The sequence below is a fragment of the Ruegeria sp. HU-ET01832 genome (assembly GCF_040371315.1).
Taxonomy (GTDB): Bacteria; Pseudomonadota; Alphaproteobacteria; order Rhodobacterales; family Rhodobacteraceae; genus Ruegeria; species Ruegeria lacuscaerulensis_A.
The window spans coordinates 138,429-164,141 of record NZ_BAABWL010000004.1; the positions used below are offsets into that span (position 1 = coordinate 138,429).

The window sequence follows — 25,713 nt, forward strand, 5'->3', positions numbered from 1 at the left end:
GCCATAACGGGTCCCGGCCTCGGGACATCGCCTTAAATAGAAAGGGATCGAACATATGAGTAAAGTAATCGGGATTGACCTGGGAACCACCAACTCGTGCGTGGCTATCATGGACGGCTCGCAGCCGAAGGTCATCGAAAACGCCGAAGGGGCGCGGACCACGCCCTCGATCGTCGCCTTCACCGAAGATGAGCGACTGGTCGGTCAGCCTGCAAAACGTCAGGCGGTCACCAACCCCGACAACACGATCTTTGGCGTCAAGCGTCTGATCGGTCGTCGTGTGGATGATGCCGAAGTCGAAAAAGATAAGAAAATGGTGCCGTATGCCATCGTGAATGGCGGTAACGGCGACGCGTGGGTCGAAGCCCGCGGTGAAAAGTACTCCCCAAGCCAGATCTCGGCCTTCACTCTGGGCAAGATGAAGGAAACCGCAGAAAGCTATCTGGGTGAGGAAGTTACGCAAGCGGTCATCACTGTTCCCGCCTATTTCAACGACGCTCAGCGTCAGGCCACCAAAGACGCCGGTAAAATCGCCGGTCTGGAAGTGCTGCGGATCATCAACGAACCGACAGCTGCCGCGCTGGCCTACGGTCTGGACAAGGAAGAAACCCAAACCATTGCGGTCTATGACCTGGGTGGTGGTACCTTCGACGTGACCATTCTGGAAATCGACGACGGCCTGTTTGAAGTTAAGTCGACCAACGGCGACACCTTCCTGGGTGGTGAAGACTTTGACATGCGCATCGTCAACTACCTGGCGGATGAGTTCAAAAAAGAACACGGCGTCGATCTGTCGGCCGACAAGATGGCCCTGCAGCGTCTGAAAGAAGCTGCCGAGAAAGCCAAGATCGAACTGTCCTCGACCTCGCAAACAGAAATCAACCAGCCGTTTATCTCGATGGGTGCCAATGGCCAGCCGCTGCACATGGTTATGAAGCTGACCCGTGCCAAGCTGGAATCACTGGTTGGCGACCTGATCAAGAAGTCGATGAAGCCCTGCGCGGCCGCTCTGAAAGACGCCGGTCTGTCGGCTGCTGACGTGGACGAAGTTGTTCTGGTCGGCGGTATGACCCGGATGCCGAAAGTGATCGAAGAGGTCACCAAGTTCTTCGGTAAAGAGCCCCACAAAGGCGTTAACCCGGACGAAGTCGTTGCCATGGGCGCCGCCATTCAGGCCGGTGTTCTGCAGGGTGACGTCAAAGATGTGGTTCTGTTGGACGTGACCCCGTTGTCGCTGGGCATCGAGACGCTGGGCGGCGTGTTCACCCGCCTGATCGACCGCAACACGACAATCCCGACCAAAAAGTCTCAGGTCTTCTCGACGGCCGAAGACAACCAGAACGCCGTAACCATCCGCGTGTTCCAGGGTGAGCGTGAAATGGCTGCGGACAACAAGATCCTGGGTCAGTTCAACCTCGAAGATATCCCACCCGCACCGCGCGGCATGCCTCAGATCGAGGTGACCTTCGACATCGACGCCAACGGCATTGTCTCGGTTTCGGCCAAGGACAAAGGCACCGGCAAAGAACAGAAGATCACCATTCAGGCCTCGGGCGGTCTGTCCGACGACGATATCGAAAAGATGGTCAAGGACGCCGAAGAGAACGCGGAAGCCGACAAGGAGCGCCGCGAGCTGGTCGATGCCAAGAACCAGGCGGAAAGCCTCATCCACTCGACCGAGAAGTCGATGGAAGAGCATGCCGACAAGGTCGACCCGACCACCATCGAAGCCATCGAGCTGGCGATTGCCGCGTTGAAGGACGAGCTGGAAACTGAAAACGCCGACAAGATCAAGTCTGGCATTCAGAACGTCACCGAAGCCGCGATGAAGCTGGGTGAAGCCATCTACAAGGCGCAAGCTGAAGATGGCGAAGATGAACCGGCCGCAGCCGATGCCGCACCGGGCGATGATGACATTGTCGACGCCGAGTTCGAAGATCTGGACGACGACAAACGTAACTAACGGCTCACCGGGCCAATTCGGGCCGGTCCGTTCTCCGGGCCGGCCCATTTACGTTGAGGCAGAAGGACATACTGATGTCAAAACGCGACTACTACGATGTGCTCGGCGTAACCAAGGGCGCATCGGCGGATGAGATCAAGAAGGGTTTTCGCAAGAAGGCCAAGGAATTGCATCCCGACCGCAACAAGGACAACCCGGACGCTGAGGCCCAGTTCAAAGAAGCGAACGAGGCTTATGACATCCTGAAGGACGCCGAGCGCAAGGCAGCCTATGACCGTTTCGGCCACGCGGCTTTTGAAAACGGCACCGGTGGCGGCCGTCCTGGCGGCGGCTTTGGTCAGGGCGATTTCTCGAGCGCGTTTTCCGACGTGTTCGACGATCTGTTCGGCGATTTCATGGGCGGCCAACGTGGCGGAGGCGGTGGACGTCGCGCGGCGCGCGGCTCGGACCTGCGCTATAACTTGCGCGTGACGCTGGAAGAGGCGTTCTCGGGTCTGCAAAAAACCATCAACGTGCCTGCCGCTGTGGCCTGCTCGGCCTGTGATGGCTCGGGTGCGGAAGGTGGTGTAGAACCCACGACCTGCCCCACTTGTTCGGGCATGGGTAAGGTCCGTGCGCAGCAGGGCTTTTTCACGGTGGAACGCACCTGTCCGACCTGTTCGGGTCTGGGTCAGATCATCAAGAACCCCTGTAAATCCTGTGGCGGTGCGGGTCGCGTCGAAAAAGAACGCGCTCTGTCGGTCAATATTCCGGCTGGTGTCGAAACCGGTACGCGCATTCGCCTAGCGGGCGAGGGCGAGGCTGGAATGCGGGGTGGCCCTCCGGGTGATCTGTACATCTTCGTCGAAGTGTCGGACCACAAACTGTTCGAACGTGACAGCGTGAACCTCTATTGCCGCGTACCTGTCAGCATGGCCAAAGCAGCGCTGGGCGGTTCGATCGAAGTCCCCACCATCGACGGCGGGCGTGGTCGCGTTCAGATTCCAGCTGGTAGCCAGTCTGGCCGTCAGATGCGCCTGCGTGGTAAAGGTATGCCGGCGTTGCGCGGTGGTGGTGTAGGGGACATGTTCATTGAACTTGCGGTGGAAACGCCGGTGAACCTGACAAGCCGCCAGAAAGAGCTGTTGAAAGAGTTCGACGACTTAGGTGAAGACAACCACCCAGAGTCCAAAAGCTTTTTCTCATCCGTCAAGTCTTTCTGGGATGGAATGAAGGGCTGAAAAGCCAGGTAGGGGGCTCTGCCCCCGCCGCCCGTTCCGGGCGACTCCCCCGAGATATTTATAGCCAGATGAAGCAGGGGATTCGAACTTTATCTGGCCACAAGTAGCTCGGAACGTGAGGCAGAGCCTCGCAGAATCCTCTTGATTATTTCTCGCGTGCCTGAAATGTTCCGCACCAACCGTTGGGGTGCCTCTTGTGAGGGGCTGAGAGGTGCTATTGCGTCAACCCATCGAACCTGATCCGGGCAATACCGGCGGAGGGAACGGTCGCCAAATTATGGACGTTTTCTACGCCACGATTGCCCAAGATTATCTGGAGCAACGATATGGCGTCTATTGCCTTAACGATAGCAGGTTCGGACAGTGGAGGGGGGGCCGGCATTCAAGCCGACCTTAAGGCCATGTCTGCTCTTGGAGTGTATGGCGCCAGCGTGATCACGGCGATCACTGCGCAGAACACGCGGGCAGTGACGGCTGTTCACGGTGTTCCGTTGGATGTGATTGCAGCACAAATTGAGGCCGTGCTTAGCGATCTGGATGTCGGGGCGATCAAGATCGGGATGCTGGCAACTCCAGAAATAATCCGAACCGTGGCTGACAGTATCACCGGGTTCGGCGGTCCGATTGTGCTCGACCCGGTCATGATCGCCAAATCGGGTGACTCCTTGCTGGCCGAGGACGCGGTGCAGACATTGCGTGACGTGTTGGTGCCGTGTGCTTCTGTACTGACGCCGAATTTGCCCGAGGCGTCATGTTTACTGGGCTTGTCGGACGCGGAGACTACAGAACAGATGATCGAACAGGGGCTTGCGCTATGCGACCTTGGGGCTCAGACCGTATTGATGAAGGGGGGGCATGGAAAGGGAGACGTCTGTCATGATCTTTTGATAGATCGGACGGGCTTGATCGCTGAATTCTCGGCCCCCCGCCGTCAAACCAAAAATACGCATGGCACCGGGTGCACGTTGTCTTCTTCGGTTGCGGCGGGATTGGCGAAGGGGTTGTCAGTTCCCAACGCAGTCGCGCAGGCGCACGAATACCTGCAGGGCGCGATTGCACAAGCAGATCGTTTGAACATTGGGCATGGTCATGGGCCGGTGCATCATTTCCATCAGGTTTGGCCTGCGTGACGATCTGGTCGGTCATAGGTTCAGGCGTTGCTGGTTTGGCTGTGGCCAGCGAAATGGTCTCGCGCGGGGCACAAGTGCAGGTTTTTGACCCCGGCGGGCCACCCGGAGCACATGGTTGTTCTTGGTGGGCCGGTGGGATGCTAGCCCCATGGTGCGAGTATGAAAATGCTGAAGAGCCAGTGATGCGTTTGGGGCAGACCGCGTTGGATTGGTGGGCCGCGCGGACTCAGGTGCAGCGGTGTGGGACGTTGGTTGTGGCCAATCCGCGCGACCTGCCTGATTTACGACGATTTGCGCGCAGCACTGAAGCATTCGTCGAAGTCGATCAATCTAAAATCGCCGAGTTAGAGCCTGATTTACATGATTTCCCCAAGGGTCTGCACTTTGCGCAAGAGGCACATCTTGATCCGCGTCAAGCGCTGCATGACCTGTATCGCCAGTTGCAGGATCAGGGCGTTGTGTTCCACCGCAAGCTTGCGCCTTCGCGGTTGGAAAACGCGATTGACTGCCGGGGACTGCACGCGCGCGAGGTCTTGCATGATCTGCGAGGTGTGAAGGGTGAGATGTTGGTGATCCGCTGCCCCGAGGTCACTCTGACCCGGCCGGTGCGGTTGCTGCATCCTCGGATGCCACTTTACATCGTTCCGCGTAGTGATGGCGTCTACATGCTGGGTGCGACGATGATCGAGAGCGAGGACAGCAGCCGCATCACCGCGCGGTCTATGCTGGAACTGCTCAGCGCGGCTTATGCGTTGAATCCGGCCTTCGGCGAGGCCGAGGTGCTGGAGATTGGCGTCGATCTACGTCCTGCATTCCCCGACAACCTGCCGCGTATTCGGCGGTTGGGGCACATGATTTACGCCAACGGTCTTTATCGCCACGGCTATCTACTGGCCCCGGCGCTGGCGCAGGGTGTGGCCGATCTGGCGCTTGAAAATAAACATTCGGAGATGGTCGATGAAGATCGTGCTTAATGGCGAGACCCGAGAAATAACGGCTCTGACGCTGGCGGAAATGTTGGTTGAATGCGGATTCTCGGGCCGGGTCGCAACGGCGGTGAACGAGGAATTCGTTCCTTCGAGCCTGCGCATTGCGCACGAACTGGTAGATGGCGACCGGGTCGAGGTCGTCGCACCGATGCAGGGGGGCTGAGGATGAAAACGTTTTACGGCACAGATTTGTCCAACCCCTTAATGCTGGGCACGGCGCAATATCCAAGCCCGGCCATTCTGGAGCAGGCGTTTCGGGAAAGCGGGGCCGGGGTGGCCACCGTGTCGCTGCGACGGGAATCTGGCGCGGGGCAAACATTTTGGCAGATGATCCGCGATCTGGGCGTGTTGGTCCTGCCGAACACCGCCGGGTGCCACACGGTCAAAGAGGCTGTGACCACCGCCCATATGGCGCGTGAGGTGTTCGACACCAAATGGATCAAGCTGGAACTGATCGGCCACACGGACAGCCTGCAGCCGGATGTGTTCCAACTGGTCGAAGCTGCCCGCATTCTGACCGAGGATGGGTTTCAGGTCTTCCCCTACACCACCGATGATCTGATCGTGGGTGAACGTCTGCTGGCCGCAGGGTGTGAGGTGCTGATGCCCTGGGGCGCGCCGATTGGGTCGGGGCGCGGATTGAACAACGAATACGCTTTGCGGGCGATGCGGGCGGAATTCCCGGATGTGCCGTTGGTGATTGATGCTGGCATCGGCCTGCCCAGCCACGCCGCGCGCGCGATGGAGCTGGGTTATGACGCTGTTCTGCTGAACACGGCTGTCGCGCGTGCTGGTGATCCGCCGGCGATGGCGCAGGCCATGATGCAGGCGATTGAGGCCGGGCAACTGGCCCATCAAGCCGACCCGATTGAGGCGCGCGATATGGCTGAACCCTCGACCCCCGTGATCGGAAAGGCGTTTCTGTCATGAGCCTCGACCGCTTTTACCCGATCTTTGATCACTCGGACTGGCTGCGGCGGATGCTGCCATTGGGTGTCAAACTGGTGCAGCTGCGCGTCAAGGATCAGCCCGATGCGGTGCATGAACAGATTACCCTGTCGCGTGATCTGTGCCGCCAGCATGGCGCGGTTCTGGTGGTGAACGACTATTGGCAGGCCGCGATTGAGGCCGGATGTGACTGGATTCACCTGGGGCAGGAGGATCTGGACGACGCCGACCTGCAAGCCATTCGCAAGGCTGGACTGAAGCTGGGCGTATCGACCCATGATGACGACGAGTTGGAACGCGTTCTGGCCATGGACCCGGATTATGTGGCGCTGGGGCCGGTTTTTCCGACCATCCTGAAAAAGATGAAATGGCATCAGCAGGGCCTGCCACGTGTCACCGAATGGAAGGCGCGGGTGGGCGATATCCCTCTGGTCGGGATCGGCGGGATGAGCGTCGAACGCGCGCCGGGTGTTCTGCAGGCGGGGGCGGATATCGTCTCGGTCGTGACAGATATCACCCTGAACACTGACCCCGAAGCGCGCGTGCGCCAATGGATCGAGGCCACCCGATGAGCCGTTATGCCCGCCAAACCATCCTGCCTGAGGTGGGGGCAGAAGGGCAGGCGCGGTTGTCTGCGGCGCATGTGCTTGTTGTAGGGGCCGGAGGGTTAGCTGCGCCGGTTCTACCCTTGCTGGCTGGGGCTGGTGTCGGGCGGATCACGGTGATGGACGGGGATACAGTCGATTTGTCCAACCTGCATCGCCAGACTTTGTTTACGCAGGCGGATTGTGGTCGACCCAAGGCTGATGTGGCGGCTGAGCGCTGCCGGAGCTTGAATAGTGAGATTGATGTTGGGGCGCTGAAACAGGCTCTAACCAACTTAAATGCGCCCAATATGGTCGCGCAGGCTGATGTGATCCTAGATTGTGCGGATAGCTATGCGGCCAGCTATATTCTGTCGGACACGTGTCTGGCGCAGGGGAAACCGTTGATCAGCGCCTCGGTACTGGGGTTATCGGGCTATGTTGGTGGGTTCTGCGGAGGGGCACCCTCGTTGCGCGCGGTGTTCCCTGACGCGCCCGATAGCGGAGCGAGCTGCGCAACCGCCGGTGTACTGGGTCCGGTCGTTGGGACAATAGGCGCGATGCAGGCACAGATGGCGCTAAACCTGATCCTTGGGATCTCACCCTCGCCCTTGGGGCAGATGGTTCAATACGACGCCCGTACCCTGCGTACCAGCACCTTCCGGTTCGACAACGCGCCCGAACCCAATAGCTGTTTTCGGTTCGTCTCGGCCAGCCAACTCAGCACGAAGGACCAGATCGTCGAGCTGCGCGATGAGGCAGAGGCAGCAATCCCAGCCCACCCCAATGCGCAACGCGTTTCGCCCGAAAATTTGCGTGTAATAGATCCTAAACAAGGCAAAAGACTGGCCTTGTGTTGCGCCACTGGCCTGCGCGCATGGCGTGCTGCCGAACAAATTCAACCGGATTGGCCGGGCGAGATCGTCCTCGTCGCGGCCTCGACCTCGTAAGCGAAAAGGAAACGCGAGATATGAAAAAGTTGATCACCGCCATCGCCCTAATGGCCGCTGCGCCAGCCTGGGCCGAGGACAAGATGACCGTCCTGCTGGACTGGTTCATCAACCCCGATCACGGCCCGATCATCGTGGCGCAGGAAAATGGCTATTTCGCCGAGCAGGGGCTTGAGGTTGAAATCGTCCCGCCGGCCGATCCTTCTGCCCCGCCGCGTCTGGTGGCTGCAGGTCAAGCTGAACTGGCGGTGTCCTACCAGCCGCAGCTGCACCTGCAAATCCACGAAGGGCTGCCGCTGAAACGCGTGGGCACGCTGGTTGCGACCCCGCTGAACTGCCTTCTGGTGTTGGAAGACGGTCCGATTAAATCTTTAGCCGACCTCAAGAGTAAAAAGATCGGCTTCTCGGTCGCGGGCGTGGAAGAAGCGATCCTGACCGCCATGCTGAATGCCCATGGTGTGGCGCTGGACGATATCGAATTGATCAACGTGAACTTCTCGCTCTCGCCATCGCTGATGACCGGGCAGGTGGATGCGGTGATCGGTGCGTTCCGCAATTTCGAACTGAACCAAATGGATATCGAAGGTGTCGCGGGCCGCTGCTTTTACATCGAGGAAGAAGGCGTGCCGCCCTATGATGAGCTGATCTATGTGGCCAATCCCGAAACCATGGATGCCGACATGATCGCGCGTTTTCTGGCCGCGACCGAGAAAGCCACGCAGTATATCGTCAACAACCCCGAAAAAAGCTGGGAGATTTTCGCCGCCACCTCGCCCGAGCTACAGGATGAGCTGAACGCCCGTGCATGGGTCGACACGCTGCCCCGTTTTGCCTTGCGTCCGGCTGGTTTTGACGCTGGTCGCTACGCACGGTTCGAGGCGTTCCTGAAAGACAGCGGCATGATCGACAGCATCAATCCGGTCAGTGACATCACCATTGATGTGACCGCGCAATGAGCGGGTACGGCAAAGCCTTCGCGCTGATGCGTGATGCGGCGCAAGGGCCGTGGCGGGATTATACCCGCCACGCCTTCGTTGAAGGCATGAAGGACGGAACGCTGCCGCGTGAGGCGTTCCTGCACTATCTGCGGCAGGATTACGTCTTCCTGATCCATTTTAGCCGCGCCTGGGCTTTGGCGGTGGTGAAATCGGAAACGCATTCCGAGATGTTGACCGCTGTGGGAACAGTGAATGCTCTGGTCGCCGAAGAAATGCAGCTGCATATCGGCATCTGCGAAGCGGCCGGGATTTCGCAGGAGGAGCTGTTCGCGACTCCCGAGCTAGCCGAAAATCTGGCATACACGCGGTTCGTGCTAGAGGCCGGGTATAGCGGAGACTTGCTGGATCTTCTGGCGGCCCTTGCGCCTTGCGTCATGGGTTATGGTGAGATCGGCGCGCGCCTGGCTGCTGAGGCGACATCCGAGACCTATCGCGATTGGATCAACACCTATGCCGGTGAGGACTACCAAGGCGCATGTCAAGCGGTAGGAGAATTGCTGGATCAGGCTCTAACGCGGCGTATTGGGGCAGATTTCGAAGCCTCACCGCGTTGGGATCGACTGTGTCAGACCTTCCGCACTGCGACCGAGCTTGAGGTCAACTTCTGGCAAATGGGCCTGACCCCGTGACCCAAGCGCCTGATCTGACCATCAGTGGCTCGGCCACAATCGACGGCGCGCCATTGTTCGCGCCGTTGACCCTGACCCTTGGAGCGGGGCAGTGGACCTGCTTGTTGGGCGGATCGGGTGTGGGGAAAACCACCGTTTTGCGCCTGATTGCTGGATTGGAGACGGGCGCAGATTTCAAAGGGCAGATCACTGCCAGCGACACGCAGCCAGTGCAAAGCCGCGTCGCTTACATGGCGCAGGACGACCTGCTGCTGCCTTGGGCGACGGTGGCGCAGAATGTGTCTCTGGGCGCGCGGCTGCGCGGGGAAAAACCCGACCTGGCCCGCCGGGACCGTCTGATCGAGCGGATGCGATTGCAGGATCATCTGGACAAAAAACCCGGAGAATTGTCTGGCGGTCAGCGTCAGCGCGTGGCCTTGGCGCGTACGTTGATGGAGGACCGGCCCATCGTGCTGTTGGATGAGCCGTTCTCTGCCCTCGACGCCCGCACCCGCGCCGATATGCAGGATCTGGCGGCCGAGTCGCTGGCGGGGCGCACCGTATTGCTGGTGACGCACGATCCGGCCGAGGCCGCGCGTCTGGGTCAATCCATCATGGTGATGACCGCGCAGGGGCTGACGCCCTGCGATCCGCCCTCGGCCCCGGCTCCGCGCCATGTGGATGACCTGGAAACGTTGGAGACGCAGGGCGCGTTGTTGCGGTTGTTGAGAGAGGCGGCATGAAGATCCTGTCCGCCCTTGCCGCAACTGTATTCGCGCTGGCCGTCTGGCAGGCGATTGTCAGCCTGACGGGTCTGCCGAAATTCATCCTACCCGGTCCTGCGCTGGTGGCCGAAACATGGTGGCAGAACCGCTGGTTGATTGCCGAACATACCTGGATCACGGCGGTTGAGGTGGTGATTGGCTTGGCCGTAGGCACCGTTTTGGGCGTGGTGACCGCGCTGCAATTGGCCAATTCGCGGGCAGCGCGGGTGTTGGTGCAGCCGATGCTAGTGTTCACGCAGGCGCTGCCAGTGTTTGCGCTGGCCCCGCTGTTGACCCTGTGGCTGGGCTATGGGCTGTGGTCCAAAGTGGCGATGGCAGTGCTAATTATCTATTTCCCGATCACCTCGTCCTTTTTTGACGGGTTGATGCGCACGCCGCCCGGCTATCTGGATCTTGCCCGGACCATGCAGGCCAGCCCGCGCGCGGTGTTGTGGCATATCCGCATTCCGGCGGCGCTGCCCTCGCTGGCGTCGGGGATGCGGCTGGCGGCGGTTTATGCGCCCATCGGGGCCGTGATTGGCGAGTGGGTGGGCTCGTCTCAAGGCTTGGGCTATCTAATGCTGCTGGCCAATGGGCGCGCCAAGACCGATCTGATGTTTGCCGCAATGCTCACTTTGGGCGTGTTTTCCATCCTGTTGCATATGATCATTCGCCGCGCCACGGCGCGCATGGCAGGTGAAGCGCGTTAACGGTTTGGAAACCGATTCGGCGTCAGGGTTGGAACATGACCAAGGACGCCTTTGCCGAAGCCCCGATGCTGTTTGAAACGGACGAAGCGCCCGCGCAGCCGCTGCCAAGTGGTCGATTGCCCTCCTATATAAAAGACCATCGCAAGCGGCTGCGCGAAAGGTTCATGTCGGGTGGGTCCGCCGCAATGCCGGATTATGAGTTGTTGGAGCTGGTGCTGTTCCGGTCCATCCCCAGGCAGGACGTGAAACCTCTGGCGCGGGCGCTGATGGATACGTTTGGGGATTTCAACCGCGTGCTGACCGCGCCCGAAGAACGGCTGCGTCAGATCAAGGGTGTAGGTGATACAGTCATCACTGATCTGAAAATCCTTGAGGCTTGCGCCCATCGCATGGCCCGCGCGCGGGTGATGCAACGGCACGTGATCTCGGGCTGGGATGCGTTGCTGGACTATTGTCACACCACAATGGCCCACCGTGAGACCGAGCAGTTCCGGGTGTTCTATCTGGATCGTAAAAACGTCCTGATTGCGGATGAGGAACAAGCCAAGGGCACAGTTGATCATGTGCCTGTTTATCCGCGCGAGGTAGCGAAACGGGCGTTGGAACTGAACGCCTCGGCGCTTATTCTAGTGCATAACCATCCGTCGGGCGACCCGACGCCCTCGCAGTCGGATATCGACATGACCAACCGGATTCAGGATGCATGTCTGGCGCTTGACCTGACTCTGCATGACCATCTGATCATCGGAAAATCAAACGAACTGAGTTTTCGTTCGGAAGGTTACTTGTAGTGATTATTCGACCCACACTTCGACACGGCGATTGATTTTGCGACCCCATTCAGTGTCGTCACAGGCCATGGGCATCGCCTCGCCAAAGCCATCAACTTCAAGCGTCACGCTGTCTGCTATTTTGGTTTCAACCGCATCGAGCACCGCGTTTCTGACGGTTTTCGCCCTCAGTTCGGCAATCCGGGCGTTTGCGGTGGCGGCGCCGTCTCCGTCACTGAATCCGACAAAGGTCAGTGTTCGTCCATCAAACTTGCCGGATTCCAAAAGCTGGGCCAGATGGAGCAGGTTCGATCTGGATTGCGCGTCCGGTCGGGACGAGCCTGCCTCGAACCGAAACGACAAGGACAAACGGGATCGCGGCCGTAATGTTTCGACCATCCGTTGCAATTCGTCCAGACCGACTTCTGAGGCGCCAGATGCCACGGCGTTTGCCAACCGATCACCTTGCGCGCTAAGAGGCAGCAACTCGGGCGATTGATCCACGAAACCGGCATTCCGGATCACATCCTGAGCTTCGGCGCCTTGGATATAGGCCAGAAACTGTCGTCCAATTCTCGGCAACCGACGATTGGGCAGATACAGGAACATTGGCGCGGTCAGAGGGTAATCCTCGGTTTTGATAGATTGGCGCGTGGCTGCCAGCGGATGACCACAGCCACCGGCCAGGGCCAACGCGCGGGCCGCATCGGCCTCGGCCTGGCTGGCGATCCCGATTGCAAACGGATCCTTGGCAACAGCCCGCGCCATTGCAGTGCTGCGTTTGTGTCGGATAACCGTGTCGGCAAGCGTAACGTCTGCGGGTTGCAAAAGCTGTTTTTCAACACCTTGAGTCAAACCTGAGCCAACCTCGGGCATATGAACGGAAATTGGCGCATCGGGACCACCGAGTGCGACCCAGTTGTCGATCTGGCCGGACAGAACCTGAACCAGCTGCCCCAAGGATATCTGTCCCACAGGATTGTCGGAGGCCACAATCGGCACCAGTGCGTCTAATGCAATGACGCGCGCACGCCGACTATGCTGAAGGTCCCCCAGTCCGGCATCCCGCGCGGCCTCTTGTTCCTGGGAAGTGATCTCACGCAGGGCCATCACGATGTCGGTTTCATTTTCAATGAAATCCGAAAACCCGCGGGCTGTAGTACCAGGGTCAAAGTAAAACCGACCAAGCGGTGCCTCACGATCAGTTGTTTTCAACTCATAGTAAAATCGGCCTGAGGATTCCCGAATAGGCGCCGCCGACAACCCTTCTTGTCGGGCAAAGCCGATGATCAATTCGGGCAAGATTTTTTCCGCCATGACCGATGCACCGGAAAAGCGCAGCTCGGCGACGAAATCCGTGAGGCTGGGGCAAGCAGGCCCGGCACATGTGACGCCTGAGCCGTCGACGGTCAGCTCTCCGAACTGCGTATCCACGCGATAGAATTCACCATCAAATCCCAACAGGTTACCCACGACCTCGACCTTGCCGTCATGGGAGGTAAGAGAGATATCCTGCGCCGATGCATTCAGGGTATATATCGCCGAAAACAGTGCGGCCACCGCCACACGATAGAAAGTCATCAAAAGCCCGAGCCTGCCTGCGTTTTATTTGGCCGCGATTGTCAGGTCTTCGAGCAGATTATTCAACACCAGAAACTCGCCAGACTGGCCGCAATCAGGCAGAGTCAGCGACAAATCGCGTGACCGCAGACGACGGTCGCCGCGTAACTCCAGCGATTGCAGGGCCAGTTCCTGACCGCAATTCTCGGCGGTCACTTCGGCCTCGACGGACAGGGCAATCGAACCGGATTGGGCGGATTGGCCAGCCGGGTAGGAATACACCTGAATGTTTTTGGCATCGCCTATCCCGGTGTGCCCCAGATGTACGACTTTGCCGATTCCCTGGGTTTCAGGATCGGCTGAGACATGCCCCTTGCCGCCATAGCTGGCACCGAATTCCAGAGCATGAATCTGAAGATCGGTCTGCCCGGTCCATTGTAGGGCGACCCGGTTGTAATGCGCGATTTCTGGAATATGAGTCGTGGCAACCGTTCCTTGTTGATCCTCTGTCGAGATCAGAAAGATCGCGTATTCCGATAAGGCTGGAACAGTTAGGTCTGTCTTGCCGTTCTTGTCAGTCTTTTGGGTGACAGTCAGACCCCTGTGGTGGATATCGATGCGCGAATTGCTGTGGCAGGGGGCAATGACGCTTAGATGTGCCGCGGCACCGGGAACGGCAACTGCGCGTGCGCTGATGGCACAATCGCTGTTGTCCGCGATCGATTGCGCGGTCGTGACCGCGTGTCGTTGAGAGTGCGGTTCGCTGGCGTCATTACCGGAAGGAGCCGAGGAGGTCAGAACGATATGCTCAAGCCCGGTTATCCCGACACTCTGATACGAGGCCGAGTTTGCAGCGACCTGCGTGCCTTGCGGCTGCGCAGGTGTTCCATTCTGCATTAAGTAACCGATGGCGAGGGCGCATGCGACTGTTCCCCCGGTGGTCACGTAGTTCTTGATTACAAACAAAACACCCTCCCCAGTTGAAGGAGCGAGTCGGATGTTTAAGCCGAAACACGGCCAATATGTGGCCGTGGCGCGGACTCATTGTGACTGAACCGGGTTAAATCAGGTCAGTCTGCCGTGGCAGTGTTTGAACTTTTTACCCGATCCGCAGGGGCAGCGGTCATTGCGTGACGGGTTACCCCATGTGTTGGGATCGTTTTCATCAAATCCGGGGAGCGGATTGCCTGAGGCTTCGGCCTCGGCCACTGCTTCGGCCTGTTCGGTTGCTTGGTCGACAGCTTGCTGAGCCTGCGCCTGTTGCGCCTGCATCTGAGCCAGCATCTCGCGCTGTTCTTCTTCGGTCAGCGGGCGCACGCGTGACAATTGTTGCGTAACGGTTTCGCGAAGACTGTCCAACATGCTTTCGAACAGCTGGAAGCTCTCGTTCTTGTATTCGTTCAGCGGATCACGCTGGGCATAGCCTCGGAACCCAACGACCGAGCGCAGATGTTCCAGTGTCAGCAGGTGCTCGCGCCATTTGCCGTCGATGGTGTTCAGCAGAACCTGCTTTTCGATGTTGCGCATGTTTTCGGGGCCAAAGGCGGCGGCCTTTTGCGCCATCATCTCATCGGCGGCATTGACCAGACGCTCGCGCACCTGTTCGTCGTCCACGCCTTCCTCGGCGGCCCAGTCCTGAACCGGCGCGTCGATGGTCAGCTTGTCCTTGATCGCCTCATGCAGACCGTCGGTGTCCCACTGATCGGCATAGGTTTTGGGCGGCATGTATTCGTCGATCAGGTCGTCGATTACCTGTTCGCGCATGTCCGAGACGATCTCGGAGAGGTCATCCGCAGACATGATCTCACGTCGTTGGCTGAACACCACTTTCCGTTGGTCGTTCATCACGTCGTCAAACTTCAGGACGTTCTTGCGCATGTCAAAGTTGCGACCTTCGACCTTGGATTGCGCGCGCTCCAGCGATTTGTTGACCCAGGGGTGGACGATGGCCTCACCCTCTTTCATGCCCAGAGTGGTCAACACCTTGTCCAGCCGTTCCGAGCCAAAGATGCGCATCAGGTCGTCTTCGAGGCTTAGGTAGAACACGGTACGGCCCGGATCGCCCTGACGGCCCGACCGGCCGCGCAGCTGGTTGTCGATGCGGCGGCTTTCGTGGCGTTCGGACGCCATCACGTAAAGGCCACCGGCGGCCAGTACCTTTTCTTTTTCCTCAGCGTGGCGCGCCTCTTCGGCTGCACGCAGTTCAGCCGGATCGGCCTCGGGGTTTTCGGCCAGGGCCTGCAAAACCTTCATCTCGACATTCCCGCCCAACTGAATATCGGTGCCGCGACCGGCCATGTTAGTGGCGATGGTGACCGCGCCATAACGGCCTGCATCGGCGACGATCTGCGCCTCTTGTTCATGCTGGCGGGCGTTCAGGACGTTATGTTCGATGCCTTCTTTCTGCAGCATCTGGCTGAGCAGTTCGGATTTCTCGATCGAGGTAGTGCCCAGAAGAACTGGTTGCCCCTTCTCCTGCGCCTCTTTCGTCTGCTCGATCATGGCGCCGTATTTTTCCATCGCGGTGCGATAGACCTGGTCATCTTCATCCACGCGGGCAATCGGCTTGTTGGTCGGCACTTCGACCACGCCCAGACCATAGATTTCTTGGAATTCTTCGGCCTCGGTCAGGGCGGTGCCGGTCATGCCGCCAAGCTTGTCATACAGGCGGAAGTAGTTCTGGAAGGTCACGCTGGCCAGCGTCACGTTCTCGGGCTGGATCGGAACGCCTTCCTTGGCTTCGATGGCCTGATGCAGACCCTCGGACAGGCGGCGGCCCGCCATCATACGGCCGGTAAACTCGTCGATCAGTACCACGTTATTGTCACGAACAATATAATCCTTGTCGCGCTGAAACAGCTTATGCGCGCGCAGACCCTGGTTCACATGGTGCACCACGGTCGTGCTTTCGGGATCATAAAGCGAATGGCCTTCGGGGATCAGCCCGTTGGCGATCAGTTGCTGTTCCAGAAACTCATTGCCCTCATCGGTGAAGGTCACGTTTCGCGATTTTTCGTCCAGCGTGAAATGATCATCGTCCAGCGAAGGGATCAGCGCGTCAATCGCGGTATACAGATCAGATCGGTCCTGAGACGGCCCTGAGATAATCAGCGGTGTCCGCGCTTCGTCGATCAGGATCGAGTCGACCTCGTCCACAATCGCGAAGTTGTGGTATTTCTGGTAGATCTCGGCAAGGTCCGATTTCATGTTGTCGCGCAGATAGTCAAAGCCCAACTCGTTGTTGGTGGCATAGGTGATATCGCACCCATAAGCGGCTTTTTTCTCGGCGTCAGGTTGCCCCGACCAAATCACGCCGGTTGTCATGCCAACCGCGGCGAACACCTTGCCCATCCATTCCGAGTCGCGCTTGGCCAGGTATTCGTTCACCGTGACCACATGCACGCCCTTGCCGGTCAGTGCGTTCAGATAGGCTGGGAAAGTGGCGACCAGGGTTTTGCCCTCACCCGTCTTCATTTCCGAGATATTGCCTTGATGCAGGAAGGTGCCGCCCATCAGCTGCACGTCAAACGCCCGCAGACCCAGCGCGCGCTTCGCGCCCTCGCGCACATTGGCAAAGGCTTCGGGCAGCAAATCGTCCAGGCTTTCACCGTCCAGCGCGCGTTTGCGCAGTTCGGCGGTCTTTTCGATCAGACCTTCATCGGTGAGATTTTCGAACTCGGGCTCCAGTGCGTTGATCTTTTCGATCAGGGGGCGGGTCGCCTTGATCTTGCGGTCGTTCGGTGTTCCGAACACCTTTTTGGCGAGCGTTCCGAGTCCCAGCATGTTCACTCCATCGGATCTGTTCTTGTCTTGGTTGCGACAGGCTTGCCCACCTTGCGCGCAACCCATAGATACGGGGGGTGAAAGGCGGCCCTGTCCAAGGCTTCAAAGCGATGTAAGCGGCAGGTTCCACAGTGTCAACGCTGCGCCCCGTCGTGGCAAAGAAATAGGATGATTCCATGCCCAAAGGCCTCACTTTTCTGCCATCGCTGGCTCTGACTGCCATGCTGGCCCTGCCGCTGGCCGCCGAAACCAAGCCTGACGCCAGCACCGTGGTCGCCCGCGTGAACGGAGATGAGATCACTTTGGGTCACGTTATCGCCACTGTAGCGACCCTTCCGGCGAATTATCAGCAGATTGAAGATGACGTCTTGTACGACTTCATCATCGAACAGTTGATCCAGCAGCAGCTATTGGGTCAGCAACAGGACGAGCTGACCAAGCTGAACGCGCTGGCGCTGGCGAATGAAACCCGCTCGTTGATGGCAGTTCAGACTGTGAACGCTTTGATCGGCGATCTGGTCACCGACGAGGCGATTCAGTCCGCCTATGACGCGCGGTTCGCCGAGTTCGAAGGTGAAGATGAGTTCAACGCCAGCCATATACTTGTCGAAACCGAAGAAGAAGCCAACGAGATCAAGTCGCAACTGGATGACGGTGCGGATTTCGCGGAACTCGCCAAAGAAAAATCGACCGGTCCCTCTGGCCCGAATGGGGGCGAGCTGGGTTGGTTCGGAAAAGGACGAATGGTTCCGGAATTCGAGACAGCCGTCATAGGATTGGACAAAGAACAAGTTTCTGATCCGGTGCAGACTCAGTTCGGTTGGCACGTGATCATCCTGAACGACAAACGCAAAACCGAGGCACCCGAGTTGGACGCTGTGCGGGAAGAACTGGCTCAGACCTTGCAGAACGAAGCGATTCAGGCCCGCATTGATGAGCTGACGCAAAGCGCTCAGATCGACCGCCCTGAAATCGAGGGCATGACGCCCGGTATCGTTCGTCAGCTGGACCTGATTCAGGAGTAAACCCGGTGGCCACGATTACCAAAGTGTCCCCGCTGGCTCCGGCGGCATTTCCCGACCTGCCCGCGATTGACGGCGTGCGCTTTGCCACCGTTGAGGCTGGCGTGCGCTACCAGGGCCGCACCGATGTGATGCTGGCGGTGCTGGACCCCGGCACCTCGGTGGCGGGTGTGTTTACGCGATCCGCTACCCGCGCCGCGCCAGTGCTTGATTGCCAGGACAAGATCGGTGGGGCCAGCGATGGCCCGGCGGCCATTCTTGTGAACTCGGGCAATGCCAATGCGTTCACCGGGCATTACGGTCAGACCTCGGTGGCCGAAGTGACGCAGGCCGTGTCCAAAGCCACCGGCGTCACGGTCGAGCGGGTCTTTACATCGTCCACCGGCGTGATTGGCGAACCGCTGCCCCATGATCGTATCGTATCGCAGCTTGAGGCGCTCAAGGCCGGTCTCAGCCGTCACGCGATCAAGGACGCAGCGCGGGCGATCATGACCACCGATACCTTCCCCAAAGGGGCGTCGGCGCAGGTCGAGATTGATGGTAAAACAGTCTCAATTGCGGGGATTTCCAAGGGTTCCGGTATGATCGCGCCGGATATGGCGACGATGCTGGTTTATATCTTCACCGATGCGCGGGTCGAACAATCGGCGCTGCAGTCCATGCTGGGCGCGCAGACGGATCGCACGTTTAACTGCATCACGGTGGACAGCGATACCTCGACCTCGGATAGTTTGCTGCTGTGCGCCACCGGGGCCTCGGGCGTGGATGCTACTGGCAACGCAGCGTTTGCGCAGGCGCTTGAAACGGTGATGCTGGACCTTGCTCAGCAGGTGGTGCGCGACGGTGAAGGCGCCACGAAATTCGTGGAAATCCGTGTGACTGGAGCGGCCTCGGACGCGGATGCCAAGGTGCATGGTCTGGCGATTGCAAACTCACCACTGGTGAAAACGGCGATTGCGGGAGAAGACCCGAACTGGGGCCGCGTGGTCATGGCCATCGGCAAATCCGGAGCGGCTGCGGATCGTGACCTGCTGAGTATCTCTTTCGGAGACATCCTTGTGGCCGAGAAAGGCTGGGTCAGCCCTGATTACAGCGAAGACGCCGCCGCCGCCTACATGAAAGGTCAGGATTTGGTGATCGCGGTCGATCTGGGGCTGGGCGAGGGCGCATCCACCGTTTGGACCTGCGATCTGACCCACGGCTATATCGAAATCAACGCGGATTATCGTTCATGAAGACCGTTTTGGTGTCGGCCGTCGCCCTGATCGACGTCGAAGGCCGGGTGTTGCTGGCGCAACGCCCGGAGGGGAAGTCCATGGCCGGTCTGTGGGAATTCCCCGGCGGCAAGGTCGAACCCGGCGAAACCCCCGAGGTCGCCCTGATCCGCGAGCTGGAGGAAGAACTGGGCATCAACACCTGGGCCTCCTGCCTCGCACCGCTGACCTTTGCCAGCCACAGCTATGACGATTTCCACCTGTTGATGCCGCTGTTCGCTTGCCGGAAATGGGAGGGGATACCACAATCAAGAGAAGGTCAGGCGCTGAAATGGGTCCGCGCTAATGATCTGCGGAACTATTCTATGCCCGCAGCTGATGTGCCGTTGATCCCGATTCTGCGGGATTGGTTGTAGTGTCGCGGCAGGGCGCATGCCCCCTGTGGCCAAAAGAGAGCACGCGGTGGTCGGAATTGCGTGATTTGTGACCTGTACCCCTGATCCTAAAGTATTAGGCCCAGCCGAGCTGTTTCAAGGAATGCGCATCATTCCATATCTTGGTCATGTGTTTGATTTTGTCACCGTCAAACTCAATGGCATAGACGTATTCCGCGGCCAGAGTTTTTCCCGTAGCAGGCACTGGGCCATCCACGGAATGAGTTCCATGGAACACGGCAAATATGCTTGCAATTCCACGCTCTTCATCAACAGAAAATGATTTGAGCTCATAATGACCATCCGGGATCGGAGTCAGCAGGTTTTTCATCCAGTCTGCGTAACCTTCTAGGGAAGTGACGTCGGCCAATGCGTCGGCTTGTGCCGAAAACGTCGCGCCCTCATGGCAAAAGTTTTTGCAGGCGTCCCAGCCTTTGCCTGTATCGCAGGCCTCAAAGAATTCTCTTGCGGCTTTTTGGATAGACATGTGTTTCCCCCCCTACGAAACTGTGGCCAACCGTGTTGGCCATCAACTGAAGCAGTAAGAAACAGGGTACGCTGAAATAGCTCATTATCAAAATGCGCGGAAATATCGTGGCTTGGTGACGACATTGTGACTGATGTGCTCAGGCGATCCATCCAATCCATCACCCTTCCACCACTGTTACAATTCGTAAGGATTGAGAAAACATCAGGCAAAACTTGACGCTGATCGTTCTCATGTCTCTTAATCGGGGCATTGGCGTTCGGGCACCAACCTGGACCCGCCAGTTCCGGCCCGGGGAGGGGTCGGATGGGGAGGAGAAAAAGATTGGCTCAGATGCAGTCGGGCGCGGAGGGGATGGTATCTCTTCCGGCGCTATTACATCGCAATGTGACGCAGTTCGGGGATGCCCCGGCCTATCGGGAAAAGGAATTCGGGATCTGGCAATGCTGGTCCTGGGCTGAAACCGCCGCCGAGGTGCGCAAGCTGGCGTTGGGATTTCTGGAGATCGGCGTTGAGAAGGGCGACCATATCGCCGTCATAGGCCGCAACCGCCCGGCGCATTACTGGTCGATGGTCGCCGCGCAAATGGTGGGGGCGGTGCCGGTGCCGCTGTATCAGGACTCGGTCGCGGAAGAGATGGCCTATGTTCTGGAACACTGCGGTGCGAAGTTCGTCGTCTGTGGCGACCAGGAACAGGTCGACAAGGTCATCGAGATTCAGCAGGGGCTGCATCAGGTCAAGCATATCCTCTACACCGACAAGCGCGGGATGCGGAAATACGACCACTCCCAGATGAACGCACTGGACGACATCATGGCCGAGGGCAGCGCCGGACACGCGCGGTTCGACGCAGAACTGGACAAACGTATCGCGGCGATCACCTATGACGATACCTGCGTGATGCTCTATACCTCGGGCACGACGGGCAAGCCCAAGGGTGTGGTTCTGTCGAACCGCAACGTTATCGAAAGCGCCAAGAACTCGGCCGAGTTCGACCATCTGACCCGCAACGAAGATATTCTGTCCTACCTGCCGATGGCGTGGGTGGGCGATTTCATCTTCTCGATCGGTCAGGCCTATTGGTGCGGGTTCTGCGTGAACTGCCCCGAAAGCGCCGACACGATGATGACCGACCTGCGCGAGATAGGCCCGACCTATTTCTTTGCCCCGCCGCGCGTGTTTGAGACGCAGCTGACCAACGTGATGATCCGGATGGAGGATGCGGGCAAGCTGAAGAAGCGCATGTTCCGTCACTTCATGGATCACGCCAAGAAGGTGGGCGGTCTGTTACTGGATGGCAAGCCGGTTGGGTTTGGCGACAAGGTGAAATACGCGCTGGGCAATATGCTGGTTTACGGACCGCTCAAAGATACTCTGGGCTATGGCCGGTTCCGCGTCGGCTATACGGCGGGTGAGGCGATTGGGCCTGAGATTTTTGATTTCTACCGCTCGCTGGGTATCAATCTGAAGCAGCTATATGGTCAGACCGAGGCTACCGTTTTCATCACCGTGCAGCCTGATGGCGAGGTGCGCGCGGATACGGTTGGTGTGCCCGCGCCGGATGTTGAGTTGAAGATCGACGACAAGGGCGAGATTCACTATCGCTCGCCCGGTGTGTTTGTCGAGTATTACAATAACCCGGACTCTACCGCCTCGACCAAGGATGCCGAGGGTTGGGTGGCTACAGGTGATGCAGGGTTCATCGAGGAAGGGTCCGGCCATCTGCGGATCATCGACCGTGCCAAGGACGTGGGCAAAATGGCCGACGGGTCGATGTTCGCGCCGAAATATGTCGAAAACAAGCTGAAATTCTATCCCGACATTCTGGAGGTTGTTCTGTTTGGTAATGGCAAGGATCGCTGCGTGGCCTTTATCAATATTGACCTGACGGCGGTTGGAAACTGGGCTGAGCGCAACAATGTGGCTTATGGGTCCTATCAGGAACTGACCAGTCATCCCCGCGTGTTAGAGACGATCAAGTCGCATGTGGAAGAGGTCAACAAGTCGGTTGCGGCAGATGAGATGCTGTCGGGCTGCCAGGTGCATCGCTTTGTGGTTCTGCACAAGGAACTGGATGCGGATGATGGTGAGATGACCCGGACTCGTAAAGTGCGGCGCGGTTTTGTGGAAGAGAAATTCCACGACATCATTGATGCGCTTTATGACGGATCATCCAGCGTTTCGACTACGACTGAAGTGACCTATGAGGACGGGCGGAAGGGGTCGATCTCGGCCACGCTGGAAATCGTCGACGCGCCGGTTGTTGCTGCGGCCTCGCACAAGGTTGCGGCGGAATGAGGGCCGCTCGAGCGCCGCTCGACCTTGCGGTCATCGCCCCGCCCGCCGTCCCGTTTTTTCGCAGCTCAGGGAGGATCTGATGCTGGATAGTTCCGAAGGATATGTCACCGAAGACGGCCGCAAGATCGGTGGTGTGGTGATGGAGATGAAGAACATCACCCTGCGTTTTGGCGGTGTGGTTGCAATCAAGGATATCTCGTTCGACATTCGCGAGGGTGAGATCCGGGCCATCATCGGACCGAACGGTGCGGGTAAGTCCTCGATGCTGAACGTGATTTCCGGGTTCTATGTGCCGCAGGAAGGTGAGGTTTGGTTTCACGGATCAAAACGCCCGCAGATGCGACCCTTTGAGGTGGCGCAGCAGGGGATTGCACGGACGTTCCAGAATATCGCTCTGTTCGAGGGGATGAGCGTTTTGGATAACGTCATGACAGGGCGTTTGGGCTTCATGAAGACGAATATTATCCAACAGGCCTTGTGGAAGGGTAAAGCCGAGGCGGAAGAGACGGAAAACCGCGAGGCGGTCGAAAAGATCATCGATTTCTTGGAAATCCAGCACATCCGCAAAACACCTGTGTCTCGCCTGCCCTACGGGCTGAAGAAACGGGTCGAACTGGCGCGAGCCTTGGCGGCGGAGCCAAAGCTGCTGCTGCTGGATGAGCCGATGGCGGGCATGAATGTCGAGGAAAAAGAGGACATGAGCCGCTTTATCCTGGACGTGAATGACGAGTTTGGCACCACCATCGCGCTGATCGAACACGACATGGGCGTTGTGATGGACCTGAGCGACCGCGTGGTGGTGATGGACTATGGCCGCAAGATCGGTGACGGCACACCCGATGAGGTGCGCAACAATCAGGAAGTCATCGACGCTTATCTGGGGGTGAGCCATGACTAAACATCTGACAGACATGAGAGGGGGCGGACATGCCTGATCAGTTGGTATTCGCGATGGAGGTCATCCTGAATGGCCTGATGGCTGGGGTACTTTATGCTTTGGTCGCGCTGGGTTTTGTGCTGATCTACAAGGCCTCGGGGATTTTTAACTATGCCCAAGGGGTTATGGCGCTGTTTGCTGCGATGACTTTGGTCGGGATTATGAAAGGGCAGGTGCCGTTTGCGCATCTGATCAATGCCACGTTCGGGACGCATATCCACTATTTTGGCTGGAGCGTGCCTGCGCTGCTGGCGATTATTCTGACCATGGCGGTGATGGTTCTGCTGGCTTGGGCGGTGCAGCGCTTTGTGATGCGCCATCTGGTGGGGCAGGAGCCGATCATTCTGTTCATGGCAACGATTGGTCTGGCCTATCTGCTTGAGGGTGTTGCAGACCTGATGTGGGGGTCCGAAATCAAGACGCTGGACGTGGGCCTTCCGCAGGGCATCAACCTTTGGATCGATGAGAGCACGTTCAACATCTTTGGCTACGGCTTCTTCATCGACAATCTGGACATTGTTGCAACAGTGATCGCGGCATTGCTGGTGGCGGCGCTGGTGGCGTTCAGCCAGTACACCAAACAAGGGCGTGCGATGCGCGCGGTGGCCGATGATCATCAGGCTGCGCTGTCGGTCGGGATCTCGTTGAACTTCATCTGGGTGATGGTCTGGTCAGTGGCCGGTTTTGTGGCCCTTGTCGCGGGCATTATGTGGGGCACGAAATCGGGCGTTCAATTCTCGCTGAGCCTGATCGCGCTCAAGGCGCTGCCGGTTCTGATGTTGGGCGGCTTCACCTCGATCCCCGGCGCCATCGTTGGCGGCCTGATCATTGGTGTGGGCGAAAAACTGTTTGAGTTTGCCATCGGTCCGATGGTGGGCGGGGCGACTGAGAACTGGTTTGCCTATGTACTGGCGCTGATCTTCCTGGTTTTCCGGCCGCAGGGTCTGTTCGGCGAAAAGATCATCGAGAGGGTGTAGGGCATGACCAAACTGATCGCCATCACCAATGTCATTGCCTGGGCCGGGTTCTGGGCGTTTGGATATATCGCTCTGACGTCGGACGACCTGTCGGACGGGCAAGTGACAATCGCAGCCATACTGGCTTTTGCCGGTCTGGTCATGGGTGTTCTGGCCTATTTGAAACTTGTGCGCGCGTCCGAAGCGAGCGGCTACGCCAAGGGATCGAACCAACTGGATGCTGCGGCCCGGAACCGGGCGCAGGAACAATGGGGAAAGTAAGACATGTTCTATCGTGAAGCAGGGGACTTCAAAGTCTCTTACGTGGATGACAGCCAGACCTTCCCGATCAAGTTCGACCGGTATCGGTACTATGTGGTGCTGGCGGTGGCATTTGGGATCATCCCGTTCATCATCAACGACTACTGGGCGAACGCTTTGCTTTTGCCTTTCCTGATCTACGCGATTGCAGCGATCGGGTTGAATATCCTTGTGGGTTATTGCGGTCAGGTCTCGTTGGGGACAGGCGGATTCATGGCTGTGGGGGCCTACGCTTGCTATAAGCTGATGACGGCCTTCCCTGATGTCAGCATGTTTATCCATGTTATCCTTGCAGGTGGCATTACCGCGCTGGTGGGTGTTTTGTTTGGTTTGCCAAGCCTTAGGATCAAGGGCTTCTATCTGGCCGTGGCGACGCTGGCGGCGCAATTCTTCCTGGTTTGGCTGTTTAACCGCGTGCCGTGGTTCTACAACTACTCAGCCTCGGGTCAGATCAACGCGCCTGAACGGGAAGTATTTGGTATCATCATCACAGGTCCGAATGCGCCAGCCTGGGCCACCTACCTGTTTTGCCTGATCTTCCTGACAGTCTGTGCCGTGATTGCCCGCAACCTGACGCGCGGTACGACCGGGCGAAAATGGATGGCGATCCGGGATATGGACATCGCTGCCGAGATCATCGGCGTGAACCCCCTGCGGGCGAAGTTGACGGCCTTTGCCGTCAGTTCGTTCTTTGTGGGCGTCTCGGGTGCGCTGTTCTTTGCGGTCTATCTGGGTGCGGTCGAAGTCGGCGAAGTGTTTGGCATCCAGAAATCGTTCCTAGTGCTGTTCATGATCATTATCGGCGGGCTGGGCTCGATCTTCGGGTCTTTCGCGGGGGCTGCGTTCCTTGTTCTGCTGCCAGTCGTGCTGAAGGTCGTCGGTGCGGACATGCTGGGTTGGCCCACCGATATCGTGGCGCATTTGAATCTCGTCATCGTCGGCGGACTGATCATCATGTTCCTGATCCTTGAACCACATGGTCTGGCGCAACTGTGGCGCGTGGCGAAAGAAAAACTGAGACTCTGGCCATTCCCGCACTAGCGGGTCGGCCCAATCACATAACGGGT

At 58.4% G+C, this 25,713-nt stretch carries 25 protein-coding genes and 1 riboswitch; of the genes, 21 read left to right on the forward strand and 4 right to left on the reverse strand.

Annotated features, from left to right (window positions below; translation table 11 throughout):
- Positions 1-55: 55 nt before the first annotated feature.
- The 13 genes from dnaK (at position 56) to radC (ending at position 11,655) form a co-directional block, all read left to right on the forward strand.
- Positions 56-1,963, forward strand: coding sequence for a molecular chaperone DnaK (gene dnaK, locus ABWV79_RS13420; RefSeq protein WP_353392562.1), 1,908 nt, complete (start codon positions 56-58; stop codon positions 1,961-1,963).
- A 74-nt stretch (positions 1,964-2,037) separates the two neighbouring features.
- A complete protein-coding gene (dnaJ, locus tag ABWV79_RS13425; RefSeq protein WP_353392563.1) occupies positions 2,038-3,183 on the forward strand; it encodes a molecular chaperone DnaJ in 1,146 nt (381 codons plus the stop codon).
- A 173-nt stretch (positions 3,184-3,356) separates the two neighbouring features.
- A riboswitch (TPP riboswitch) is annotated at positions 3,357-3,463 on the forward strand.
- A gap of 46 nt (positions 3,464-3,509) precedes the next feature.
- A complete protein-coding gene (gene thiD / locus ABWV79_RS13430; protein ID WP_353392564.1) occupies positions 3,510-4,313 on the forward strand; it encodes a bifunctional hydroxymethylpyrimidine kinase/phosphomethylpyrimidine kinase in 804 nt (267 codons plus the stop codon).
- Positions 4,310-5,287: an FAD-dependent oxidoreductase gene (locus ABWV79_RS13435; protein WP_353392565.1), complete on the forward strand. Its 978-nt coding sequence runs from the start codon at positions 4,310-4,312 to the stop codon at positions 5,285-5,287. The genes thiD and ABWV79_RS13435 overlap by 4 nt, the downstream gene beginning before the upstream one ends.
- On the forward strand, positions 5,271-5,465 hold the full coding sequence (gene thiS, locus ABWV79_RS13440) for a sulfur carrier protein ThiS (protein WP_170355656.1): 195 nt from the start codon (positions 5,271-5,273) through the stop codon (positions 5,463-5,465). Before ABWV79_RS13435 ends, thiS begins: the two co-directional genes overlap by 17 nt.
- 2 nt (positions 5,466-5,467) lie before the next feature.
- Complete coding sequence (locus ABWV79_RS13445; RefSeq protein ID WP_353392567.1) at positions 5,468-6,232, forward strand: thiazole synthase; 765 nt, start codon at positions 5,468-5,470, stop codon at positions 6,230-6,232.
- Entirely contained in the window at positions 6,229-6,822 is a 594-nt protein-coding gene (locus tag ABWV79_RS13450; RefSeq protein ID WP_353392568.1) for a thiamine phosphate synthase, read from the forward strand. Before ABWV79_RS13445 ends, ABWV79_RS13450 begins: the two co-directional genes overlap by 4 nt.
- Complete coding sequence (locus tag ABWV79_RS13455) at positions 6,819-7,784, forward strand: HesA/MoeB/ThiF family protein (RefSeq protein ID WP_353392570.1); 966 nt, start codon at positions 6,819-6,821, stop codon at positions 7,782-7,784. The genes ABWV79_RS13450 and ABWV79_RS13455 overlap by 4 nt, the downstream gene beginning before the upstream one ends.
- 20 nt (positions 7,785-7,804) lie before the next feature.
- Positions 7,805-8,740: an ABC transporter substrate-binding protein gene (locus ABWV79_RS13460; RefSeq protein ID WP_353392572.1), complete on the forward strand. Its 936-nt coding sequence runs from the start codon at positions 7,805-7,807 to the stop codon at positions 8,738-8,740.
- Entirely contained in the window at positions 8,737-9,411 is a 675-nt protein-coding gene (tenA, locus tag ABWV79_RS13465; protein ID WP_353392573.1) for a thiaminase II, read from the forward strand. Before ABWV79_RS13460 ends, tenA begins: the two co-directional genes overlap by 4 nt.
- Positions 9,408-10,133 (forward strand): ABC transporter ATP-binding protein, encoded by a 726-nt coding sequence (locus tag ABWV79_RS13470; RefSeq protein ID WP_353392574.1) that lies wholly within the window; start codon positions 9,408-9,410, stop codon positions 10,131-10,133. The genes tenA and ABWV79_RS13470 overlap by 4 nt, the downstream gene beginning before the upstream one ends.
- Positions 10,130-10,864, forward strand: a complete 735-nt coding sequence (locus ABWV79_RS13475) for an ABC transporter permease (RefSeq protein ID WP_353392575.1) — start codon at positions 10,130-10,132, stop codon at positions 10,862-10,864. Before ABWV79_RS13470 ends, ABWV79_RS13475 begins: the two co-directional genes overlap by 4 nt.
- A gap of 35 nt (positions 10,865-10,899) precedes the next feature.
- Positions 10,900-11,655 carry a RadC family protein gene (gene radC / locus ABWV79_RS13480; RefSeq protein WP_353392577.1) on the forward strand — a complete coding sequence of 252 codons (756 nt, stop codon included), beginning with the start codon at positions 10,900-10,902 and terminating at the stop codon, positions 11,653-11,655.
- 3 nt (positions 11,656-11,658) lie between these two features.
- Here radC and ABWV79_RS13485 read toward each other — a convergent pair whose 3' ends face one another.
- The 3 genes from ABWV79_RS13485 to secA all read right to left on the reverse strand — a co-directional run bounded on the left by ABWV79_RS13485 (position 11,659) and on the right by secA (position 16,977).
- Positions 11,659-13,215, reverse strand: coding sequence for a substrate-binding domain-containing protein (locus tag ABWV79_RS13485; RefSeq protein WP_353392578.1), 1,557 nt, complete (start codon positions 13,213-13,215; stop codon positions 11,659-11,661).
- 24 nt (positions 13,216-13,239) lie between these two features.
- Entirely contained in the window at positions 13,240-14,160 is a 921-nt protein-coding gene (locus ABWV79_RS13490; protein ID WP_353392579.1) for a hypothetical protein, read from the reverse strand.
- A 99-nt stretch (positions 14,161-14,259) separates the two neighbouring features.
- Positions 14,260-16,977: a preprotein translocase subunit SecA gene (secA, locus tag ABWV79_RS13495; RefSeq protein ID WP_353392580.1), complete on the reverse strand. Its 2,718-nt coding sequence runs from the start codon at positions 16,975-16,977 to the stop codon at positions 14,260-14,262.
- 176 nt (positions 16,978-17,153) lie between these two features.
- Between secA and ABWV79_RS13500 the strand changes: the two genes are divergently transcribed.
- From ABWV79_RS13500 to mutT, 3 genes are read left to right on the forward strand one after another with little or no spacing between them, the layout of a single operon-like run.
- Positions 17,154-18,002, forward strand: a complete 849-nt coding sequence (locus tag ABWV79_RS13500) for a peptidylprolyl isomerase (protein WP_353392581.1) — start codon at positions 17,154-17,156, stop codon at positions 18,000-18,002.
- Between the two features lie 5 nt (positions 18,003-18,007).
- Positions 18,008-19,234, forward strand: coding sequence for a bifunctional glutamate N-acetyltransferase/amino-acid acetyltransferase ArgJ (gene argJ, locus ABWV79_RS13505; protein ID WP_353392582.1), 1,227 nt, complete (start codon positions 18,008-18,010; stop codon positions 19,232-19,234).
- Positions 19,231-19,629, forward strand: coding sequence for an 8-oxo-dGTP diphosphatase MutT (gene mutT / locus ABWV79_RS13510; RefSeq protein WP_353392583.1), 399 nt, complete (start codon positions 19,231-19,233; stop codon positions 19,627-19,629). The genes argJ and mutT overlap by 4 nt, the downstream gene beginning before the upstream one ends.
- A gap of 94 nt (positions 19,630-19,723) precedes the next feature.
- Here mutT and ABWV79_RS13515 read toward each other — a convergent pair whose 3' ends face one another.
- A complete protein-coding gene (locus ABWV79_RS13515) occupies positions 19,724-20,134 on the reverse strand; it encodes an ester cyclase (protein WP_170355670.1) in 411 nt (136 codons plus the stop codon).
- A gap of 354 nt (positions 20,135-20,488) precedes the next feature.
- Here ABWV79_RS13515 and ABWV79_RS13520 point away from each other — a divergent pair, with 354 nt between their 5' ends.
- From ABWV79_RS13520 to ABWV79_RS13540, 5 genes are all read left to right on the forward strand, one after another.
- On the forward strand, positions 20,489-22,432 hold the full coding sequence (locus tag ABWV79_RS13520; RefSeq protein WP_502949864.1) for an AMP-binding protein: 1,944 nt from the start codon (positions 20,489-20,491) through the stop codon (positions 22,430-22,432).
- Between the two features lie 79 nt (positions 22,433-22,511).
- A complete protein-coding gene (locus ABWV79_RS13525) occupies positions 22,512-23,330 on the forward strand; it encodes an ABC transporter ATP-binding protein (RefSeq protein WP_170355671.1) in 819 nt (272 codons plus the stop codon).
- Positions 23,331-23,359: 29 nt separating this feature from the next.
- The gene (locus ABWV79_RS13530; RefSeq protein ID WP_170355672.1) at positions 23,360-24,346 is read left to right on the forward strand and encodes a branched-chain amino acid ABC transporter permease; all 987 of its coding nucleotides are present in this window, start codon (positions 23,360-23,362) and stop codon (positions 24,344-24,346) included.
- Between the two features lie 3 nt (positions 24,347-24,349).
- Complete coding sequence (locus ABWV79_RS13535) at positions 24,350-24,607, forward strand: hypothetical protein (protein ID WP_170355673.1); 258 nt, start codon at positions 24,350-24,352, stop codon at positions 24,605-24,607.
- Positions 24,608-24,610: 3 nt separating this feature from the next.
- Positions 24,611-25,687, forward strand: coding sequence for a branched-chain amino acid ABC transporter permease (locus tag ABWV79_RS13540; RefSeq protein ID WP_170355674.1), 1,077 nt, complete (start codon positions 24,611-24,613; stop codon positions 25,685-25,687).
- The last annotated feature ends 26 nt before the right edge of the window (positions 25,688-25,713 follow it).

What these genes read in the sequence shown, in the direction of transcription:
- dnaK (WP_353392562.1), top strand. Translation starts at nt 56, where the DNA reads ATGAGTAAAGTAATCGGGATTGACCTGGGAACCACCAACTCGTGCGTG.
- dnaJ (WP_353392563.1), top strand. Translation starts at nt 2,038, where the DNA reads ATGTCAAAACGCGACTACTACGATGTGCTCGGCGTAACCAAGGGCGCA.
- thiD (WP_353392564.1), top strand. Translation starts at nt 3,510, where the DNA reads ATGGCGTCTATTGCCTTAACGATAGCAGGTTCGGACAGTGGAGGGGGG.
- thiS (WP_170355656.1), top strand. Translation starts at nt 5,271, where the DNA reads ATGAAGATCGTGCTTAATGGCGAGACCCGAGAAATAACGGCTCTGACG.
- ABWV79_RS13445 (WP_353392567.1), top strand. Translation starts at nt 5,468, where the DNA reads ATGAAAACGTTTTACGGCACAGATTTGTCCAACCCCTTAATGCTGGGC.
- ABWV79_RS13450 (WP_353392568.1), top strand. Translation starts at nt 6,229, where the DNA reads ATGAGCCTCGACCGCTTTTACCCGATCTTTGATCACTCGGACTGGCTG.
- ABWV79_RS13455 (WP_353392570.1), top strand. Translation starts at nt 6,819, where the DNA reads ATGAGCCGTTATGCCCGCCAAACCATCCTGCCTGAGGTGGGGGCAGAA.
- ABWV79_RS13460 (WP_353392572.1), top strand. Translation starts at nt 7,805, where the DNA reads ATGAAAAAGTTGATCACCGCCATCGCCCTAATGGCCGCTGCGCCAGCC.
- tenA (WP_353392573.1), top strand. Translation starts at nt 8,737, where the DNA reads ATGAGCGGGTACGGCAAAGCCTTCGCGCTGATGCGTGATGCGGCGCAA.
- ABWV79_RS13475 (WP_353392575.1), top strand. Translation starts at nt 10,130, where the DNA reads ATGAAGATCCTGTCCGCCCTTGCCGCAACTGTATTCGCGCTGGCCGTC.
- radC (WP_353392577.1), top strand. Translation starts at nt 10,900, where the DNA reads ATGACCAAGGACGCCTTTGCCGAAGCCCCGATGCTGTTTGAAACGGAC.
- ABWV79_RS13485 (WP_353392578.1), bottom strand. Translation starts at nt 13,215, where the DNA reads ATGACTTTCTATCGTGTGGCGGTGGCCGCACTGTTTTCGGCGATATAT.
- secA (WP_353392580.1), bottom strand. Translation starts at nt 16,977, where the DNA reads ATGCTGGGACTCGGAACGCTCGCCAAAAAGGTGTTCGGAACACCGAAC.
- ABWV79_RS13500 (WP_353392581.1), top strand. Translation starts at nt 17,154, where the DNA reads ATGCCCAAAGGCCTCACTTTTCTGCCATCGCTGGCTCTGACTGCCATG.
- mutT (WP_353392583.1), top strand. Translation starts at nt 19,231, where the DNA reads ATGAAGACCGTTTTGGTGTCGGCCGTCGCCCTGATCGACGTCGAAGGC.
- ABWV79_RS13515 (WP_170355670.1), bottom strand. Translation starts at nt 20,134, where the DNA reads ATGTCTATCCAAAAAGCCGCAAGAGAATTCTTTGAGGCCTGCGATACA.
- ABWV79_RS13520 (WP_502949864.1), top strand. Translation starts at nt 20,489, where the DNA reads ATGGTATCTCTTCCGGCGCTATTACATCGCAATGTGACGCAGTTCGGG.
- ABWV79_RS13525 (WP_170355671.1), top strand. Translation starts at nt 22,512, where the DNA reads ATGCTGGATAGTTCCGAAGGATATGTCACCGAAGACGGCCGCAAGATC.
- ABWV79_RS13530 (WP_170355672.1), top strand. Translation starts at nt 23,360, where the DNA reads ATGCCTGATCAGTTGGTATTCGCGATGGAGGTCATCCTGAATGGCCTG.
- ABWV79_RS13535 (WP_170355673.1), top strand. Translation starts at nt 24,350, where the DNA reads ATGACCAAACTGATCGCCATCACCAATGTCATTGCCTGGGCCGGGTTC.
- ABWV79_RS13540 (WP_170355674.1), top strand. Translation starts at nt 24,611, where the DNA reads ATGTTCTATCGTGAAGCAGGGGACTTCAAAGTCTCTTACGTGGATGAC.